This window comes from Burkholderia contaminans, assembly GCF_029633825.1.
GTDB lineage: Bacteria > Pseudomonadota > Gammaproteobacteria > Burkholderiales > Burkholderiaceae > Burkholderia > Burkholderia contaminans.
Map to the genome: position 1 here is coordinate 2,293,823 of NZ_CP090640.1, position 18,144 is coordinate 2,311,966.

General features: G+C 65.5%; 16 protein-coding genes and 1 pseudogene. 11 read left to right on the forward strand and 6 right to left on the reverse strand.

What is annotated here, in order from left to right; genetic code table 11:
* The first annotated feature begins 228 nt into the window (after positions 1 to 228).
* The 4 genes from LXE91_RS10770 to LXE91_RS10785 are packed head-to-tail and all read left to right on the forward strand — an operon-like array spanning position 229 to position 3,514.
* A complete protein-coding gene (locus LXE91_RS10770) occupies positions 229 to 918 on the forward strand; it encodes an ABC transporter permease (RefSeq protein ID WP_039348273.1) in 690 nt (229 codons plus the stop codon).
* Positions 915 to 1,628: an ABC transporter permease gene (locus LXE91_RS10775; protein WP_011351456.1), complete on the forward strand. Its 714-nt coding sequence runs from the start codon at positions 915 to 917 to the stop codon at positions 1,626 to 1,628. The genes LXE91_RS10770 and LXE91_RS10775 overlap by 4 nt, the downstream gene beginning before the upstream one ends.
* A gap of 20 nt (positions 1,629 to 1,648) precedes the next feature.
* Positions 1,649 to 2,449, forward strand: coding sequence for an ABC transporter ATP-binding protein (locus LXE91_RS10780; protein ID WP_039348269.1), 801 nt, complete (start codon positions 1,649 to 1,651; stop codon positions 2,447 to 2,449).
* Between the two features lie 21 nt (positions 2,450 to 2,470).
* Positions 2,471 to 3,514, forward strand: coding sequence for a GlxA family transcriptional regulator (locus tag LXE91_RS10785; protein ID WP_039348267.1), 1,044 nt, complete (start codon positions 2,471 to 2,473; stop codon positions 3,512 to 3,514).
* Positions 3,515 to 3,960: 446 nt separating this feature from the next.
* Here the strand turns inward: LXE91_RS10785 and LXE91_RS10790 are convergent, their stop codons facing one another.
* The 5 genes and pseudogenes from LXE91_RS10790 to LXE91_RS10810 form a co-directional block, all read right to left on the reverse strand.
* Positions 3,961 to 4,581, reverse strand: a complete 621-nt coding sequence (locus LXE91_RS10790; RefSeq protein ID WP_046196593.1) for a DUF1120 domain-containing protein — start codon at positions 4,579 to 4,581, stop codon at positions 3,961 to 3,963.
* Between the two features lie 47 nt (positions 4,582 to 4,628).
* Positions 4,629 to 5,246, reverse strand: a complete 618-nt coding sequence (locus tag LXE91_RS10795; RefSeq protein WP_046196592.1) for a DUF1120 domain-containing protein — start codon at positions 5,244 to 5,246, stop codon at positions 4,629 to 4,631.
* A gap of 47 nt (positions 5,247 to 5,293) precedes the next feature.
* A complete protein-coding gene (locus tag LXE91_RS10800; RefSeq protein WP_039348259.1) occupies positions 5,294 to 5,932 on the reverse strand; it encodes a DUF1120 domain-containing protein in 639 nt (212 codons plus the stop codon).
* Positions 5,933 to 5,979: 47 nt separating this feature from the next.
* Positions 5,980 to 6,609 carry a DUF1120 domain-containing protein gene (locus LXE91_RS10805; RefSeq protein WP_039348257.1) on the reverse strand — a complete coding sequence of 210 codons (630 nt, stop codon included), beginning with the start codon at positions 6,607 to 6,609 and terminating at the stop codon, positions 5,980 to 5,982.
* Between the two features lie 548 nt (positions 6,610 to 7,157).
* A pseudogene (locus LXE91_RS10810) lies at positions 7,158 to 7,845 on the reverse strand (transposase); the annotation flags it as partial.
* 306 nt (positions 7,846 to 8,151) lie between these two features.
* Here LXE91_RS10810 and LXE91_RS10815 point away from each other — a divergent pair.
* The 7 genes from LXE91_RS10815 to LXE91_RS10845 all read left to right on the forward strand — a co-directional run bounded on the left by LXE91_RS10815 (position 8,152) and on the right by LXE91_RS10845 (position 16,503).
* The gene (locus LXE91_RS10815; RefSeq protein WP_039348254.1) at positions 8,152 to 9,384 is read left to right on the forward strand and encodes an aspartate aminotransferase family protein; all 1,233 of its coding nucleotides are present in this window, start codon (positions 8,152 to 8,154) and stop codon (positions 9,382 to 9,384) included.
* Positions 9,385 to 9,414: 30 nt separating this feature from the next.
* Complete coding sequence (aruF, locus tag LXE91_RS10820) at positions 9,415 to 10,467, forward strand: arginine/ornithine succinyltransferase subunit alpha (RefSeq protein WP_039348251.1); 1,053 nt, start codon at positions 9,415 to 9,417, stop codon at positions 10,465 to 10,467.
* Positions 10,464 to 11,495, forward strand: a complete 1,032-nt coding sequence (astA, locus tag LXE91_RS10825; RefSeq protein WP_039348249.1) for an arginine N-succinyltransferase — start codon at positions 10,464 to 10,466, stop codon at positions 11,493 to 11,495. The genes aruF and astA overlap by 4 nt, the downstream gene beginning before the upstream one ends.
* Before the next feature lie 7 nt (positions 11,496 to 11,502).
* Positions 11,503 to 12,966 carry a succinylglutamate-semialdehyde dehydrogenase gene (gene astD / locus LXE91_RS10830; RefSeq protein WP_039348246.1) on the forward strand — a complete coding sequence of 488 codons (1,464 nt, stop codon included), beginning with the start codon at positions 11,503 to 11,505 and terminating at the stop codon, positions 12,964 to 12,966.
* Positions 12,967 to 12,980: 14 nt separating this feature from the next.
* On the forward strand, positions 12,981 to 14,321 hold the full coding sequence (gene astB, locus LXE91_RS10835; RefSeq protein ID WP_039348245.1) for an N-succinylarginine dihydrolase: 1,341 nt from the start codon (positions 12,981 to 12,983) through the stop codon (positions 14,319 to 14,321).
* Positions 14,305 to 15,354: a succinylglutamate desuccinylase gene (gene astE, locus LXE91_RS10840; protein WP_039348244.1), complete on the forward strand. Its 1,050-nt coding sequence runs from the start codon at positions 14,305 to 14,307 to the stop codon at positions 15,352 to 15,354. Before astB ends, astE begins: the two co-directional genes overlap by 17 nt.
* Positions 15,355 to 15,708: 354 nt before the next feature.
* Positions 15,709 to 16,503: an ABC transporter substrate-binding protein gene (locus LXE91_RS10845; RefSeq protein ID WP_039348242.1), complete on the forward strand. Its 795-nt coding sequence runs from the start codon at positions 15,709 to 15,711 to the stop codon at positions 16,501 to 16,503.
* 118 nt (positions 16,504 to 16,621) lie between these two features.
* Here the strand turns inward: LXE91_RS10845 and LXE91_RS10850 are convergent, their stop codons facing one another.
* The gene (locus tag LXE91_RS10850; protein ID WP_039348240.1) at positions 16,622 to 18,121 is read right to left on the reverse strand and encodes an HDOD domain-containing protein; all 1,500 of its coding nucleotides are present in this window, start codon (positions 18,119 to 18,121) and stop codon (positions 16,622 to 16,624) included.
* Positions 18,122 to 18,144 lie beyond the last annotated feature (23 nt).

The following is an 18,144-nucleotide window of genomic DNA, read 5'->3' on the forward strand; positions in this document are numbered from 1 at the left end:
ATTGCAAAAAGTCCGCTTCCCTGCACGTTATCCGGTTGTCAGGGAGCGGCTTTTTTCCTTTTGAAACAGCGATGTAGGCCGGAGTTGCAAATGGTGGAACGGATTGCTGCGACGCAGCAATCGCGTATCAGGTGATTTGAGACAATCAATTTCGCTTGCGACTATCCGCGTCAGCCCGGCGCGGGACAGGCAGACGCGTCGGCATCCATTCCAACTCTGGAGACGCGCGTGTTCCTTTACGGCTTTGGTCCTGTCCTCTGGGCCGGCACCGTGCAGACCATCGAGCTGTCGGTGCTGTCGCTCGCCACTGCGGTGGCGCTGGGGCTGATCGGCGCGGTGGCGAAGCTGTCGCACAACCGGGTGCTGCGAGCGATCGCGACCGGCTATACGACGCTGATCCGCTCGGTGCCCGATCTCGTCCTGATGCTGCTGTTGTTCTACAGCATCCAGATCTGGCTGAACCAGTTCACCGACTTCGTCGGCTGGAACCAGATCGACATCGACCCGTTCGTGGCCGGCGTGCTGACGCTCGGCTTCATTTACGGCGCGTACTTCACCGAGACGTTCCGCGGCGCGTTCCTGTCGGTGCCGCGTGGCCAGCTCGAAGCCGGTGCGGCCTACGGGATGAGCGGCGCGCGCGTGTTCGCGCGGATCATGTTTCCTCAGATGATGCGCTTTGCGCTGCCCGGGATCGGGAACAACTGGCAGGTGCTCGTGAAGGCCACCGCGCTGGTGTCGATCATCGGCCTCGCGGACGTCGTGAAGGCCGCGCAGGACGCCGGCAAGAGCACGTTCAACATGTTCTTCTTCATCCTCGTCGCGGCGCTGATCTATCTCGCGATCACGACCGTTTCCAACCTCGTGCTGATCCAGCTCGAGAAGCGTTATTCCATGGGCGTGCGGCACGCAGAACTATGATCGAGATCCTCCAGGAATTCGGCCAGGCGTTCCTTTACTGGGACGGCCAGCGCCTCTCCGGCCTCGCGGTGACGCTGTGGCTGCTCGTCGCGTCGATTTCGCTCGGCTTCGTGTGCGCGGTGCCGCTCGCGGTTGCACGCGTGTCGAAGAACAAGTGGGTGTCGACGCCGGTGCGGTTCTACACGTACGTGTTCCGCGGCACGCCGCTCTACGTGCAGTTGCTGCTGCTGTACACGGGCATGTACAGCCTCGAGTTCGTGCGTTCGCACTCGCTGCTCGACGCGTTCTTCCGCAGCGGCTTCAACTGCGCGATTCTCGCGTTCGCGCTGAACACCTGCGCGTACACCACGGAGATCTTCGCGGGTGCGATCCGTGCGATTCCGCACGGTGAAGTGGAGGCAGCGCGGGCGTACGGGATGTCGCCGTTCACGATGTACCGCCGGGTGATCCTGCCGTCGGCGCTGCGCCGCGCGCTGCCGCTGTACAGCAACGAGGTGATCCTGATGCTGCACGCGACGACCGTCGCGTTCACGGCGACCGTGCCGGACATTTTGAAGGTCGCGCGCGACGCGAATTCCGCGACCTATATGGCGTTCCAGTCGTTCGGGATCGCCGCGCTGATCTATCTTGCGGTATCGTTCGCACTCGTCGCGGCGTTTCGTCGCGCGGAGCGCCACTGGCTTGCGTATCTTGCAGCCGCCCGTCATTGAATCACTTCGAGGAGAGCCAGTTGGCCGAGATCACTCAAACGAGCGCTGCCGCTTCCACCAAGCTTGCCGCGGTCGACATTCACAAGCGCTACGGTGACAACGAAGTGCTCAAGGGCGTATCGCTGAACGCGAAGGCCGGCGACGTCATCAGCATCATCGGCGCGAGCGGCTCGGGCAAGAGCACGTTCCTGCGCTGCATCAATTTTCTCGAACGGCCGAATGCGGGGCAGATCGTCGTCGACGGCGAGGCCGTGCGCACGAAGACCGACCGCGCCGGTGCGCTCGAAGTCGCCGATCACAAGCAGTTGCAGCGCATTCGCACCAAGCTCGCGATGGTGTTCCAGCACTTCAACCTCTGGGCGCACATGAACGTGCTCGAGAACGTGATGGAAGCGCCGGTGCACGTGCTCGGCATTTCGAAGAAGGAAGCCGAGGAGCGGGCGCGCGAGTACCTGGAGAAGGTCGGCTTGCCGCCGCGCGTCGAAAAGCAGTATCCGTCGCATCTTTCGGGCGGCCAGCAGCAGCGCGTGGCGATTGCACGGGCGCTCGCGATGCATCCGGACGTGATGCTGTTCGACGAGCCGACCTCGGCGCTCGACCCGGAGCTGGTGGGCGAAGTGCTGAAGGTGATGCAGAAGCTGGCGGAAGAAGGCCGCACGATGATCGTCGTCACGCACGAGATGGGTTTCGCGCGCAACGTGTCGAACCACGTGATGTTCCTGCACCAGGGGCGGACCGAGGAAGAGGGCGATCCGAAGGAAGTGCTGGTGCGTCCGCAGAGCGAGCGGCTGAAGCAGTTCCTGTCGGGCAGCCTCAAGTAACGCGACAGGGCAGGTTTCAACGTGGTACCGGTGTCTCGTCCCGCAGGCGCCACCCGCACGACGCAGGTGGCGATCGTTGCATTGCCGCCCGTGTCGATGTCGGGCGTGGGTCCGATCGTCGATGCGCTGAACCTCGCGAACGAGATCGACGGGCGGCTGCTGTATCGGTGGCAGGTGTGTTCGTGGGACGGGCGGCCCGTGCCGCTCGCCGGCGGTGCGCAATGGCACGCCGATGCGGCGTTCAACGATGCGATCGCGTGTGACTGGGTGATCGTCGTGTCGGAGCGGTTTCAGCAGTTTGCCGACTATCGGTTGTTTCTCGCGAGCCTCGCGAGGGTGGGGCAGCGCACGCCTGTCGTCACCGGGATTCATCATGGCGTGTGGTGGCTTGCGATGGCCGGGCAGCTTTCCGGATATCGCGTCAGCGTGAACTGGGAGACATATCAGCAGTTCGCCGAACAGTTCGAGCGGTCGATCGTCACGCAGCAGATCTTCGAGATCGATCGCGATCGGGCGACCTGTGCCGGGGGGCAGGCTACCGTTGATTTCATGCTGGCCATGATTGGCCGGGAACATGGACCGGACCTCGCCGAGAGGATCGCGGATGCGCTCGGGGCCGGGACTTTGCGCAGCGGCGAGGAGCGGCAGCGGATTCCTTTCGTTACTGCGCCGGGCGAGCGGCATCCTCGGTTGAACGATGCCTTGCTGTTGATGGAAGCCAATGTCGAGGATCCGCTGACCACCGATGAGATCGCCGAGCTCGTTGGCGTTTCACGCCGGCAACTGGAGCGGCTCTTTCGGCAGTATCTCGGGGCGATGCCGTCCAAGTATTACCTCAATCTTCGGTTGCTCAAGGCTCGCACGCAGTTGCAGCGGACCAGCAAGTCGGTTGTGCAGGTTTCTCTCGCTTGCGGGTTTTCTTCTGCTGCGCATTTTTCTAATGCCTACCGTGAGCGGTTTGGCGTGACGCCTCGGGAAGATCGACGGGCATGGCTCGAGAAGCAGACCGGCGGCGGGGGCGAGCCTCGCGGGGGCGCGCTTGTCGAGCGCGGGGCGAAGGATTGATTTTTTGGTGGTGCGCTTTTCGTTTGACGTGAAGCACCCGTGATCTTGTCGGTCTATTAGCGTCGCCCCTGCGCGGGGCAGCGGCGGTTTCTTTTCTTTGTCTTGCCAAAGAAAAGTAACCAAAAGAAAGGCGCCCGGATAACGCATGACTTCCCGGTGCCATGGTCGTCAAAGTGGATCGCACCAGTTTGGGTGTGTCAGGATTTCCGTGTTCAATGCGGGTTGAGATTCACACGGACGGTCAAACGAATCGATCCTCGTCGAGGACGGCAAACACCTTCTTGGCACGATCTATCCAGACGGCGACTATAGGCATGAACCTCCCTGCCTATTCGCGTTGACGAGTTTCGATACACCATCACGGCACTTCGATGCCGACTCGCGGTTTCCGCCGCAGCTCGGGACGGGGAAGTCCCTTTCATTCGGATAGGTCCACGACGTGTGCTTTACAGGTACACGATTTCCAAAGTAGCCGAGCCGTCGAGGGCGATTTCCTGGCTCAGGTCGAGGTCGCGAAGCGCGGACAGGGTGATATAGAAGGACAGATTGCTACGGATGGTTCGGAAGGCTTGCGGCAGGCTTTCGCCCTCTTCCGCCCAAGCGGTGAGGGTGGATGGAGCCATCTCGTATGCGTAATCGAGGTGACCGGGTTTGATCCAAAGTTGACCGCCATCCCTACTGAGAAACTGCACGAGCCGCTTGCCGTCGCCAAAGCGCTGAAACGGAGCGAAGGAGAAATAGCTCTCGCTGCCGGTGGGGCCCAGTCCGTAGTAGTAGTTGAACACACTTTCGCGGTTGTTGACCGCCTTGATGGCCACCTTCGTCGGTGTCTGGCAGTCGATGGCGAGCGTGACGTAGTGCGGCGAGATGTACGTTAGATCGCTTTCCTTCAGATCCTTGCGCATGATCGTGCCGAGGTCGATGGTGCCGCCATTGCCCAGCGCGAGGCTGCAGGCGCCGGACTGGATGCGTCCGGTGACGCTCAGGTCGGTGCCGGCCAGGGCATGGCCGACGCTCAGCAGCAGCGTGCCGGCAAGCAGGGGTGGGAGCAGGCGTTTCATGGTCATGATGCAATGTATCGGAGTCCGAATGGGTGGGTAGCGAGGGCCGGCTACTACAGGTAAACCAGCTCCAGCGTGGCCGAGCCGTCGAGGGCGATTTCTTGGCTCAGGTCGAGATCGCGAGCCGGAGGCAGGATGACAGTGAAACGCAGTGTGCTACGGATGGTCCGGAAGGCTTGCGGCAGGGTTTCACCTTCTTCCGCCCAGGAGTTAAGGCTGGAGGAGGACATCGACCATGCGGAGATAGTGTCACCAGTTGTTTGCCAATATGGCAAACCATCCGGACGGCGCAAATGCACGAGCGGCTTGCCGTCACCAACGCGCTCGAACGGAAAGAACGTGAACCAGCCCTTGCTGCCGGTGGAGCCCAGTCCATAGGCGCCGTACGCATTTTCGCGGTTGTTGATCGACTTGATGGCCACCTTCGTCGGTGTCTGGCAGTCGATGGCGAGCGTGACGTCGGGGACGTGGAGGGACTTTTCATCGTTTTCCTTCAGATCCTTGCGCGAGAGCGTGCCAAGGTCGATGGTGCCGCCATTGCCCAGCGCGAGGTTGCAGGCGCCGGACTGGATGCGTCCGGTGACGCTCAGGTCGGAGCCGGCCAGGGCATGGCCGGCGCTCAGCAGCAGCGTGCTGGCGAGCAGGGAGGGGAGCAGGCGTTTCATGGTCATGATGCGATGTCTCGGAGTCCGAATGGGTGGATAGCGAGGGCCGGCCATTACAGGTAAACCAGTTCCAGCGTGGCCGAGCCGTCGAGGGCGATTTCCTGGCTCAGGTCGAGATCGCGAAGCGCAGGCAGCCAGATATTGAATTCCAGTTTGCTGCGGATGGTCTGGAAGGCTTGCGGCAGGGTTTCGCCTTCTTCCGCCCAGGCGGTAAGGCTGGATGGATACATCGTCGCCGATAGGCTAGTGACAGTGTCGCTTGCTCCCCAAGTTTGACCACCATCACTACTGTACAACTGCAGGAGCGGCTTGCCGTCGCCAAAGCGGTCGAGCGGCCCAAACCAGAACCGGCTCTTGCTGCCGGCGGGGCCCAGTTGATACATCGGCACATCAACCTTCGGGTCCATAACAGTTTCGCGGTTGTTGATCGCCTTGATGGCCACCTTCGCCGGTGTCTGACAGTCGAGGGCGAGCGTGACGTCGCGTCGCCAACGGTACGTTTCCTCGTTTTCCTTCAGATCCTTGCGCGAGAGCGTGCCAAGGTCGATGGTGCCGCCATTGCTCAGCGTCAGGTTGCAGGCGCCGGACTGGATGTGTCCGGTGACGCTCAGGTCGGTGCCGGCCAGGACATGGCCGGCGCTCAGCAGCAGCGTGCTGGCGAGCAGGGAGGGGGGCAGGCGTTTCATGGTCATGATGAAATGTATCGGAGTCCGAATGGGTAGATGGCGAGGGCCGGCTATTACAGGTAAACCAGCTCCAGCGTGGCAGAGCCGTCGAGGGCGATTTCCTTGCTCAGGTCGAGATCGCGAAGCGCGGGCAGCGCGACACGGAAACCCAGTTCGCTACGGATGGTCCGGAACGCTTGCGGCAGGGTTTCGCCTTCTTCCGCCCAGGAGGCAAGGTCGGATGGCGATATCCCTGCTGTGGCGGTACTCCCGCCTGCTGCTCTCCAAGATTGACCGCCATCCTCACTGTACAAATGCAGGAGCGGCTTGCCGTCGCCAACGCGGTTGAGCGGATAGATCAGGAACCGGATTTTGCTGCCGATGGGGCCCAGCCCAAAGGAGCCATATCTCCCTTCGACCACAGTTTCACGGTTGTTGATCGCCTTGATCGCCACCTTCGCCGGTGTTTGGCAATCGACGGCGAGCGTGACGCCGTGCCCCCAGAAGATCGTTTCATCGCTTTCCTTCAAATCCTTGCGCGAGAGCGTGCCAAGGTCGACGGTGCCGCCATTGCCCAGCGCAATGCTGCAGGCGCCACCCGGTTGAATATGACCGTTGACGCTCAGGTCAGCCGCCGACGTTACGCACGGATTCGACAAACTGCAGACAGACACGGAAAGAAAGAACAGTTTTTTCAAGCTCATTGAATATCTCGCTCATTTGAAACGCTTTGGACAGGCGCACACCGCGGTAACGCGCATGCTGGTCTAGGGTTCCGTTCCGACGTCGAGAACCCCTTCAAATCGTGATCGCGCGCATAGCATCGGCACTCGGAAACATCGCACCCGTGCTCGCACGCTCGAGGGCGCAGGCCGTGCCAACGTCAGTTGGCACACGTGCTCCAAAAACCACCGGGCCATCACGTCGACAAGTGTGTCGGCCCCGCGCCTGTCCAAGCTATGGGAACAATCTGTTTTTCGTTCCGACATGTCTGAAAATGCACACCAGCCATTCGCCGCCAATCCGCATTCAAATGTGGTGAGCGGCGCACTGACAGCCGGTTGCCTTGCGGGCGCGCGACTTCGCGGTGCGGGCCGTCGCGTTCGCCGCTGACCCGTTCGCGCTCATCGAGCAGTGGTGCCAGCAGTGGCCGCCGCCGGAGTTGAGCCAGTTGACGCGCTGGCTGCGCGCGGGTCGAGCGTGTCGTATTCGTGCTGCCACACACCTGCCGGCGGCTGGCCCAGGTGGGGGTAGCAATCGAACGCTCGACGACCCGGGGCGTTTTGCCCAGCCCACTCCGATGGGGCTCGCGGATCTGGGCGAGCAACGGCGTGATGCAGCGCTCTCGCAGGCGCTGCTGATGCGGCTCGGAGCCTGACCGACATGCCGACATGCGGACATGCGGCTAGTGCAGAGGACGTCCGTGCTTGCCGCGAACGTGAGGAATTGCGGCCACCCGTGCGTCGAGCCGAGTGATGTCGTGGCGCCTCGAGCGGGTCAGGATGAACACGGACGGGAAACCTTGCGCGTCGACGATGAGGTCGTGCTTGCTGCCGAGCTTGCGCCGATCCGGCGAATTCGGGCCGGTTTTTCCCGCCGGCATGGTGCGAGCTGAAGCGCTGTCGACGATGGCGCGTGCCATATCGAGTTGGCCGCGACGCCGCAGCACGACCGGCAGCATCACGTGGATGCGCTGCCAGGCTTCGGGTGCATGCAACCGGCCGTCGCCAACAGCCGGTGCCTGACCCCCAACCGATCTCCTGCGGTCGCAGGTTCCAGTCGATACTTGGGCGCAGAACAAACACGATACCGTTGAGTAGCGCACGATCCAGCGCCGGTTTGCGTCCAGCGTATCTGCGATCGCGCGGCGCCCGCCCGGGCGGCAACGGTTCGATGAGTGACCATGGCTCGTCGTCAACGCGTTCCTTGCGGGAAGTCAGGTGTTCCCCGAGCGCCTTTCTTTTGGTTACTTTTCTTTGGCAAGACAAAGAAAAGTAACCGCCGCCCCGCGCAGGGGCGACGCTAATAGACCGACAAGATCACGGGTGCTTCACGCCAAACGCAAGCGAACCACCAAAAAGCCTCAAAATACCGACACCCAACCAATCAGCCCGCGCCCGAAAGGGCAAAAACAAAGCGCACTATCCGCTTCCGATAGAACCCGTCGCAATTCCGCAAGACGCTTGCGTCACCCTTACCTAAACTTGATCCTGTTGAACCCTCTTACGAAACCGAAAGGAACGACCATGACGACCTCGACCGTGACCCGCCAGACATTCGACGAAGTGATGGTGCCGGTATTTTCCCCCGCGCCGTTCGTGCCGGACCGTGCAGAGGGCTCCCGCGTGTGGGACACGGCTGGCCGCGAGTACATCGACTTCGCGTGCGGCATCGCGGTCACGTCGCTGGGCCACGGCCACCCGGAACTGCTGAAAGTCCTGGACGAACAAGGCCGCAAGCTCTGGCACATCGGCAACGGCTACACGAACGAGCCGGTGCTGCGCCTCGCGAAGCGCCTCGAATCGCTGACCTTCGCCGACCGCGCGTTCTTCGCGAACTCCGGCGCGGAAGCGAACGAAGCCGCCCTGAAACTCGCACGCCGCGTCGCATTCGACCGCCACGGCGCCGACAAATATGAAATCGTGTCGTTCGTCCAGTCGTTCCACGGCCGCACGTTCTTCACGGTCAGCGTCGGCGGCCAGCCGAAGTACTCGGAAGGCTTCGGCCCGGTGCCGGAAGGCATCAAGCACCTGCCGTTCAACGACATCGAAGCCGCCAAGGCCGCGATCGGCCCGCAAACCTGCGCGGTGATCGTCGAGCCGGTGCAGGGCGAAGGCGGCGTGATCCCGGCCGATCCGGCCTTCCTGAAGGCGCTGCGCGAAGCCTGCGACGCGAACGGCGCACTGCTGATTTTCGACGAAGTGCAAACGGGCGTCGGCCGCACGGGCCAGTTCTACGCCTATATGGATACCGGCGTCACGCCGGACATCCTGACGACCGCCAAGGCGCTCGGCAACGGCTTCCCGATCGGCGCGATGCTGACGACGAACGAGCTGGCCGCGCACTTCAAGGTCGGCGTGCACGGCACGACTTACGGCGGCAACCCGCTCGCATCGGCAATCGCCGACAAGGTCGTCGAACTGATCAGCGACCCGGCACTGCTCGAAGGCGTTCGTGAACGCAGCGTGCGCCTGAAGGGCGCGCTCGAGCGCATCAACGCGCGCTTCGGCATCTTCAAGGACGTGCGCGGCAAGGGCCTGCTCGTCGGCGCCGAACTCACCGCCGCATTCGACGGCCGCGCGAAGGACTTCGTCACCGCCGCCGCCGAGAACGGCCTGATCATGCTGATCGCCGGCCCGAACGTGCTGCGCTTCGTGCCGTCGCTGGTGATCCCGTTCGACCAGCTCGACGAAGGCATGAAGCGCTTCGAGAAGGCAGTCGAGCAGGTGCTCGCGGCCCAGGAAGCCACCGCGCGCTGATCGGCGCACTCATCGCAGACAGGAACGACGATGCTATTTGTTCGCCCCGGCAAACTCACGGATCTCGATGCGCTCGCGCACATGGCGCGCACCGCGCAGCCGGTCCTGCACTCGCTGCCGCACGACCGCGCGGCGCTCGAAGCGCGCGTGGCGCTCTCCGAGGATTCGTTTCGCGCGGACGTCGACTTCGCCGGCGAGGAGTTCTACCTCTTCGTGCTCGAGGATTCGTCGACGGGCAAGCTGCTCGGCACGGCGAGCATCGTGGCCGCGGCCGGCTACTCGGAACCGTTCTACGCGTTCCGCAACGACGCCTTGATCCACGCGTCGCGCGAGCTGCACGTGAACCGCAAGATCCACGCGCTCACGATGTCGCACGAGCTGACCGGCAAGAGCCGGCTGGCGGGCTTCTACGTCGATCCGTCGCTGCGCGGCGACGCGGCCGCGCACCTGATCTCGCGTGCGCGGATGATGTACATCGCCGCGAACCGCCGCCGCTTCACGCCGGAAGTGTTCACGCTGCTGCTCGGCGTGAGCGACGGCAACGGCGCATCGCCGTTCTGGGAAGCGGTGGGGCGCAAGTTCTTCGGCCGCGACTTCACCGACGTCGACATCGCGTCGGGCGGCCGCAGCCGGACCTTCATCGCGGAAGTGATGCCGGCATACCCGCTCTACGTGCCGCTGCTGCCGGAAGCCGCGCAGCGCGTGCTCGGCGAGCCGAACGAATCGGCGCTGCTCGCCTACGACATCCATCTCGAGGAAGGCTTCGAGCCCGACCGCTTCGTCGACATCTTCGACGCGGGCCCGGTGCTGACCGCGCAGGTCGACCGCACCGCGTGCGTGAAGCAGGGCGCCGAGCGCATCGTGCGCGAGGCCGCGCACCAGCAGGGCGACGTGGCGTACATGGTGTCGACGGGCAGCGGCGAATCGTTCCGCTGCGTGCTGGCCGACCTGCCGGGCGATGCGGGCGATGCACCGCTGGCCGGCGACGTGCGCGCGGTGCTCGACGTGAAGGATGGCGATGTCGTGCGCTGCGTGCCGCTGCACCGCCGCGACGATGAAGATTTGAAGGGAGACGCAGCATGATCGTCGTTCGGGTCGTACAAACGGGCGACGTCGACGCGCTCGTGTCGCTCGCGAAGGAAACCGGGCCGGGCCTGACCACGTTCAAGCCCGACCGCGACGCGCTCGCCGCGCGCATCGAGCGCACGCGCCGCACGCTCGCGGGCGAGGCGGCGGCCGGCGAGGCCGGCTACTTCTTCGTGATGGAAGAATCGAAGACGGGCGACATCGCGGGCGTGTGCGGGATCGAGACGCAGGTCGGCCTCGAACAGCCGTTCTACAACTACCGCGTGAGCACGGTCGTGCATGCGAGCCAGGAGCTCGGCGTGTGGACGCGGATGTCCGCGCTGAACATTTCGCACGACCTGACCGGTTACGCGGAAGTGTGCTCGCTGTTCCTGAGCCCGCGCTATCGCACGGGCGGCGTGGGCGGCCTGCTGTCGCGCTCGCGCTTCATGTTCATCGCGCAGTTCCGCGAACGCTTTCCGGAACGCATCTGCGCGGAATTGCGCGGCCACTTCGACGAAGACGGCACGTCGCCGTTCTGGCGCGCAGTCGGTTCGCACTTCTACCAGATCGATTTCAACGCAGCCGACTATCTCAGCTCGCACGGCCGCAAGTCGTTCCTCGCGGAACTGATGCCGCGCTACCCGGTGTACGTCGACCTGCTGCCGCAGGATGCGCAGGACGCGGTCGGCCTCACGCACCGCGACACGCTGCCGGCCCGCAAGATGCTCGAGGCGGAAGGGCTGCGTTACCAGAATCACGTCGACATCTTCGACGCGGGCCCCGTGCTCGAATGCCACGTCAACGACTTGCGCACGGTGCGCGAGAGCGTCGTCGTACCGGTCGCGATCGGCGTGCCCGATGCACGGGATGACGCTGCAAGGTCGCTCGTGTCGAACACGTCGCTCACCGATTTCCGCGTCGGCGTCGCGCCGGGCGTGGTCGCGAACGGCGCGTTCGTGCTGTCGGCCGACGACGCCGTCGCGCTCGACGTGAAGGCCGGCGATCCGGTGCGCGTGCTGCCGCTCAAAGTCAAACAGGGATAAACGAATCATGACGGAACTCTTCATCGACGGCGCCTGGGTCGCAGGCTCGGGCCCCGTGTTCGCTTCGCGCAACCCCGGCACCGACGAGATCGCATGGCAGGGTGAAAGCGCGTCGGCGGCCGACGTCGATCGCGCGGTCGCAAGCGCGCGCCGCGCATTCGCCGGCTGGTCGGCGCTCGACTTCGAATCGCGCTGCGCGATCGTCAAGCGTTTCGCCGCATTGCTCAACGAACGCAAGGAAGCCATCGCGACCGCGATCGGCCGCGAGACGGGCAAGCCGCTGTGGGAAGCACGCACCGAAGTCGCGTCGATGGCCGCGAAGGTCGGCATCTCGATCCAGGCCTACCAGGAACGCACCGGCGAGAAGCGCCAGGACATGGCCGACGGCGTCGCGGTGCTGCGTCACCGCCCGCATGGCGTCGTCGCGGTGTTCGGCCCGTACAACTTCCCCGGCCACTTGCCGAACGGCCATATCGTGCCCGCGCTGATCGCCGGCAACGCAGTCGTGTTCAAGCCGTCGGAACTCGCACCGGGCGTCGCGCGTGCGACGGTCGAAGTGTGGAAGGAAGCGGGGCTGCCGGATGGCGTGCTGAACCTGGTGCAGGGCGAGAAGGATACGGGCATCGCGCTCGCGAATCATCGGCAGATCGACGGGCTGTTCTTCACCGGCAGCTCGGATACCGGCACGCTGCTGCACAAGCAGTTCGGCGGCCGTCCGGAAATCGTGCTCGCGCTCGAGATGGGCGGCAACAACCCGCTCGTGATCGGCGAAGTCGAGGATATCGACGCGGCCGTCCACCACACGATCCAGTCGGCGTTCCTGTCGGCCGGCCAGCGCTGCACGTGCGCACGCCGCATCTTCGTGCCGCAGGGCGCGTTCGGCGACCGTTTCCTCGCACGCTTCGCCGACGTCACGTCGAAGATCACGGCCGACGTGTTCGACGCCGATCCGCAACCGTTCATGGGCGCGGTGATCTCGGCGCGTGCCGCGGCGAAGCTCGTCGACGCGCAGTCGCGCCTGATCGAGCAGGGCGCGAAACCGATCATCGCGATGACGCAGCGGGATCCGCGCCTGGGCTTCGTGAACGCGGCGATCGTCGACGTGACGGGCGTCGCGAACCTGCCGGACGAAGAACACTTCGGCCCGCTCGCGCAGATCGTCCGCTACGCGACGTTCGACGAAGCGATCGAGCACGCGAACGACACGGCGTTCGGCCTGTCCGCCGGCCTGCTGGCCGACGACGCGAAGGCATGGGAACACTTCCGCCGCACGATTCGCGCCGGGATCGTCAACTGGAACCGGCCGACCAACGGCGCGTCGTCCGCCGCGCCGTTCGGCGGCACCGGCCGCTCGGGCAACCATCGCCCGAGCGCGTACTACGCGGCCGACTATTGCGCGTATCCGATGGCGTCGGTGGAAAGCACGCAACTGACCTTGCCCGCGAGCCTGTCGCCGGGCCTGCATTTCTGATCGAGGGAACGACGATGAACGCACAAGAAGCCAATTTCGACGGGCTCGTCGGCCCGACCCACAACTACGCCGGGCTGTCGTTCGGCAACGTGGCGTCGCTCAACAACGAGAAGTCGGCCGCGAACCCGAAGGCCGCCGCGAAGCAGGGGCTGCGCAAGATGAAGCAGCTCGCGGATCTCGGCTTCGCGCAAGGCGTGCTGCCGCCGCAGGAGCGGCCCTCGCTGCGCCTGCTGCGCGAGCTCGGCTTCTCCGGCAAGGACGCGGACGTGATCGCGAAGGCCGCGAAACAGGCGCCCGAACTGCTCGCCGCGGCGAGCTCGGCCTCGGCGATGTGGACCGCGAACGCGGCCACCGTCAGCCCGTCGGCCGACACGAGCGACGGCCGCGTGCACTTCACGCCGGCGAACCTGTGCAGCAAGCTGCATCGCGCGATCGAGCACGAAGCGACGCGCCGCACGCTGTCGACGCTGTTCGCCGATCCCGCGCATTTCGCGGTGCACGAAGCGCTGACCGGCACGCCGGCACTCGGCGACGAAGGCGCGGCGAACCACACGCGCTTCTGCGCCGAATACGGCAAGCCGGGCGTCGAGTTCTTCGTGTACGGCCGCGCGGAATACCGCCGCGGGCCCGAGCCGAAGCGCTTCCCGGCGCGCCAGACCTTCGAGGCGAGCCGCGCGGTCGCGCATCGCCACGGCCTCGCCGAAGAAGCGACGGTCTATGCGCAGCAGGATCCGGACGTGATCGACGCGGGCGTGTTTCACAACGACGTGATCTCGGTCGGCAACCGCGACACGCTGTTCACGCACGAGCGCGCGTTCGTCAACAAGCAGGCGATCTACGACACGCTGACCGCCGCGCTCGACGCACGCGGTGCGCGCCTGAACGTGATCGAGGTGCCCGAGGCCGCCGTGAGCGTGAACGACGCGGTGACGTCGTACCTGTTCAACAGCCAGCTGCTGTCGCGCGCGGACGGCTCGCAGGTGCTCGTCGTGCCGCAGGAATGTCGCGAGAACGGCAACGTCGCGGCCTATCTCGACGAACTCGCGGCCGGCAACGGCCCGATTCACGACGTGCTGGTGTTCGACCTGCGCGAAAGCATGAAGAACGGCGGCGGCCCGGCGTGCCTGCGCCTGCGCGTCGTGCTGAACGAAGCGGAGCGCGCGGCCGTCACGTCGAACGTGTGGATCAACGACACGCTGTTCGCGTCGCTCGACACGTGGATCGACCGGCACTATCGCGATCGCCTCGCACCGGAAGACCTCGCCGATCCGGCGCTGCTCGACGAATCGCGCACTGCGCTCGACGAGCTCACGCAGATCTTGCGCGTCGGTTCGCTGTATGACTTCCAGCGCTGATTCCCGCATGGCCGACGCGCTGCTCGACGACTTCCTCGCGTTCACGCTGACCGGCGGCGCACCGTCCGCGACGGACGGTACCTGCGCCGCCGGCGCCGTGCGCTGGCAATGGCGCGGCGACGGGCTGCTCGCGCTCGAACCGGCGGCGGCCGAGGCCGCCGGCACGGCGAGCGTGCTCGTGTCGGCCGGCGTGCACGGCGACGAGACGGCGCCGATCGAGCTGCTGTCGATGCTCGTGCGCGATCTCGCATCGGGTGCGCTGCCGCTCGCGTGCCGGCTGCTCGTCGTGCTCGGCAACGTGCCGGCGATGCGCGCCGGCGAACGCTATCTCGACGACGACCTGAACCGCCTGTTCAGCGGCCGTCACGCGCAGGTGCCTGCCAGCCGCGAAGCGCCGCGCGCGATGCAGCTCGAAGCCGCCGCCGCCGCGTTCTTCGCGGCCGCGCCGGCCGGCAGCGCGCGCTGGCACATCGACATGCACACGGCGATCCGCGCATCGGTGTTCGAGCAGTTCGCGCTGCTGCCGCACACGGGCATGCCGCCGACCCGCACGATGTTCGAATGGCTCGGCGACGCGCGGATCGCGGCCGTGCTGCTGCATACCGCGAAGGGCAACACGTACTCGCATTTCACGGCCGAGCACTGCGGCGCGCTCGCGTGCACGCTGGAACTCGGCAAGGTGCGCCCGTTCGGCCAGAACGACCTGGCGCGCTTCGCGCCGGCCGACCGCGCGGTGCGCAAGCTCGTGTCGGGCGCCGCTTGCGAGGCCGACGTTCCGTTGCCGCGCGTCTTCACGGTGATCGACCAGATCACGAAGCAGAGCGATGCGCTCGAGCTGTTCGTCGCGGCCGACGTCGCGAACTTCACCGCGTTCGCACGCGGCACGGTGCTCGCGCAGGATGGCGATTACCGCTACACGGTGACGCACGACGAGGAGCGCATCGTGTTCCCGAATCCGTCGGTGAAGCCGGGTTTGCGCGCGGGCCTGCTCGTCGTCGACACGACCCGCGAGACAGTCGCGGCGCTCGTCTGACGGTGACCGGTTGCGCGTGGCCGCGGCGACCGCGGCCCGCGCATCGTCCGGCCGACATTCCATTTGCGAGATAACACACGCCCGCCGCGCAGAACGCCCGCGGGTCGCGCTTGCGTATTTGCGACATCGTCTTGCAAGTTCGACGGGCCGCCCGGCTGACGTCGGCATCCGCAGCGCAGCATCACGTGCCGGCGGCTGCTTTGCCGTATCGGGCCGCGCGGATTGGTACAATCGCGGCCTTGCGGCTGTTGCGCCGCATCACGGCGTGGTGGCGGCATTGCCGCGGTCATCCGACCCTGCAATGATGCAAGCGCCCGTAGTTCCGGAACATTCGAGTATCGAGGAGAACACCTGATGAAGTTGGATTGGCGTAAAGTGGCCGCGCACGCGGTGGTGGCGGCATCGGCCGTGGCGGCAGGCAGCGCGATGGCAGCGGATCTGAAAGAGCTCCGTTTCGGCGTCGAAGCCTCGTACGCGCCGTTCGAATACAAGACGCCCGACGGCAAGCTGACCGGCTTCGACATCGACATCGGCAACGCGGTGTGCGCGAAGCTGAAGACGAAGTGCGTGTGGGTCGAGAACGACTTCGACGGCCTGATCCCGGCGCTGCAGGCGCGCAAGTTCGACGCGATCAACTCGGACATGACGATCACCGACCAGCGCAAGCACGCGATCGCGTTCACCGACGCGATCTACACGATCCCGAACCAGCTGATCGCGAAGCAGGGCAGCGGCCTGCTGCCGACGCCGCAATCGCTGAAGGGCAAGCGCGTGGGCGTGCTGCAGGGCACGATCCAGGAAGCGTACGCGAAGAAGAAGTGGGCGCCGGCAGGCGTCGAAGTCGTGCCGTACCAGACGCAGGACCTGGCCTACGCCGACCTGAAGTCGGGCCGTCTCGACGCGACGTTCCAGGACGCGGAAGCCGGTTCGAAGGGCTTCCTGACGAAGCCGCAAGGCCAGGGCTTCGCGTTCGCGGGCGGTACCGTGAGCGACGCCGAAATCCTCGGCTCGGGCGTCGGCTTCGGCCTGCGCAAGAACGACGCGGCGCTGAAGACCGCGCTCGATCAGGCGCTGAAGGAACTGAAGGCCGACGGCACGATCGACAACCTCGCGAAGAAGTACTTCAGCGTGCCCGTGACGCTCAAGTAAGCGTTGCGTTCGATCGCACGATGCAAGCAAACCGGCCGCTGATGCGGCCGGTTTGCTTTTGGGAGCGGGAATTGGCGGGGAATGGCGGGAAACCGCGGAGCAGCGGCCGGCGGCAGCGTCAGGCCGGAAAGAACCGGCCCAGTTCGCGCGCCAGCTCGTTGAGCACGGCCATCTCCTGCTGCGTGATCTTGCGCGCGGGCTGCGCGCCGGCCCAGTCGCCGTACAGCAGCGCGACGGTCGTCGTGCCGACGCGCACCGGCAGCAGCACGAACGCGCGCGTGTCGTCGAATGCGTCGAGATACCACGCGGGCAGGCGCTTGAGCATCTTCGGCTCCTGCGCCTGCTCGATGAAGATGCCGACCGAGTTCGAGATCGCGAGATGAAACACGTCCGGCTCGAAGCGCTCGTCGAAGCGCAGCCGGTCGAGCGTCGTATCGACGCCGGGGCCGAAGCCGAGGCGCGCGGCGAACATGCCGTCGTCGTGACGCACGAACATCACGGTGCGCGTGAACGCGAGGCCGGCCAGCAGGCTTTCCGACGCGAGCGCGAGCACCGGCGTCAGCACGTGCTCGGACGGCAGCGCACGCAGGTCCGCGAGACCAGCTTCGAGGCATGCCTCGGGCGCGGCCTGGGCGCGCGCGATCGCATCGGCGTTCGCGCGCAGCTCAACGATCTCGCGCATCACGGTGTCGCTCGCTTCCTCGCGTGCGAGCCGCTCGGCGATCTCGACGAGCGCGTCGGATTCCATGTCGAGTTCCGCGCCGTAGTGCTGCGCGAGCGCCGCGATGCGCGCGTCGCGCTGCGGGCTCGCGGGCATCACCAGTGCGCCCGCGACGTCGGTCGAGCAGCGGCTGACCGCGCGCAGCCAGCGCACGCGGTCGGCCGGGCCGTCATCGGCCGCATGGCCCGCATCGTGGTCGTCAATCTCGTTGCCGAACGCGTCGGCATGGACCATGTGGTCGTGATCGGCCATCCCCGCACGGATCACGTCGGGCAAGCGCCAGCGCGCGGCCGCCTCGAGCCCGATTTCGTCGAAGCCGACGCCGAGCACGTCGATGCAGGCGGCCGTTTCGTCGCCGTTCAGCTCGACCGCGCGACGGCGGATCCGGTCCCATTCGCTGTCGAGATAGCAGACCACGAGCAGCTTGCCGACCTGGCGCATCAGCGTGCAGACGACGGCTTCCTCGCCCGAGCGCAGCTCGGCGCGCTCCGTGAGCTTGCGCGCGACGCAGCCGGACAGCAGCGCGCGGTTCAGCTCGAGCTTCGCGTCGATGCGCCGCGGCGTGCTGTGGTGGAAATGATCGACGAGCTTGAGCCCGACGACCAGGTGGCCGACGGCGTCCATGCCGAGCACCATCAGGGCGCGGGTCACGGTCGTGATGTTGCCGCCGAACGCCATGTACATCGCGGAGTTCGCGAGCCGCAGCACTTTCTGCGTGAGCGCGAAGTCCGACAGCACGACGCGCACGAGTGCGGTGAAGTCGAGGTCGTCGTTCTTCATCGCGGCCATCGTCGCGCGCAGCGATTCCGACAGCAGCGGGAAATCGCCCCGTTCGTTCATCCGGGCCCACAGCTTGTCGAGCAATGCTGTGCGGGGCAGGTGTTCGGTGATTGACATACGGATCTGTCCGGTTCGCCGCG

What these genes read in the sequence shown, in the direction of transcription:
- astB (WP_039348245.1), top strand. Translation starts at nt 12,981, where the DNA reads ATGAACGCACAAGAAGCCAATTTCGACGGGCTCGTCGGCCCGACCCAC.
- LXE91_RS10800 (WP_039348259.1), bottom strand. Translation starts at nt 5,932, where the DNA reads ATGACCATGAAACGCCTGCCCCCCTCCCTGCTCGCCAGCACGCTGCTG.
- LXE91_RS10815 (WP_039348254.1), top strand. Translation starts at nt 8,152, where the DNA reads ATGACGACCTCGACCGTGACCCGCCAGACATTCGACGAAGTGATGGTG.
- LXE91_RS10775 (WP_011351456.1), top strand. Translation starts at nt 915, where the DNA reads ATGATCGAGATCCTCCAGGAATTCGGCCAGGCGTTCCTTTACTGGGAC.
- astD (WP_039348246.1), top strand. Translation starts at nt 11,503, where the DNA reads ATGACGGAACTCTTCATCGACGGCGCCTGGGTCGCAGGCTCGGGCCCC.
- aruF (WP_039348251.1), top strand. Translation starts at nt 9,415, where the DNA reads ATGCTATTTGTTCGCCCCGGCAAACTCACGGATCTCGATGCGCTCGCG.
- LXE91_RS10850 (WP_039348240.1), bottom strand. Translation starts at nt 18,121, where the DNA reads ATGTCAATCACCGAACACCTGCCCCGCACAGCATTGCTCGACAAGCTG.
- LXE91_RS10790 (WP_046196593.1), bottom strand. Translation starts at nt 4,581, where the DNA reads ATGACCATGAAACGCCTGCTCCCACCCCTGCTTGCCGGCACGCTGCTG.
- astA (WP_039348249.1), top strand. Translation starts at nt 10,464, where the DNA reads ATGATCGTCGTTCGGGTCGTACAAACGGGCGACGTCGACGCGCTCGTG.
- LXE91_RS10795 (WP_046196592.1), bottom strand. Translation starts at nt 5,246, where the DNA reads ATGACCATGAAACGCCTGCTCCCCTCCCTGCTCGCCAGCACGCTGCTG.
- LXE91_RS10845 (WP_039348242.1), top strand. Translation starts at nt 15,709, where the DNA reads ATGAAGTTGGATTGGCGTAAAGTGGCCGCGCACGCGGTGGTGGCGGCA.
- astE (WP_039348244.1), top strand. Translation starts at nt 14,305, where the DNA reads ATGACTTCCAGCGCTGATTCCCGCATGGCCGACGCGCTGCTCGACGAC.
- LXE91_RS10805 (WP_039348257.1), bottom strand. Translation starts at nt 6,609, where the DNA reads ATGAGCTTGAAAAAACTGTTCTTTCTTTCCGTGTCTGTCTGCAGTTTG.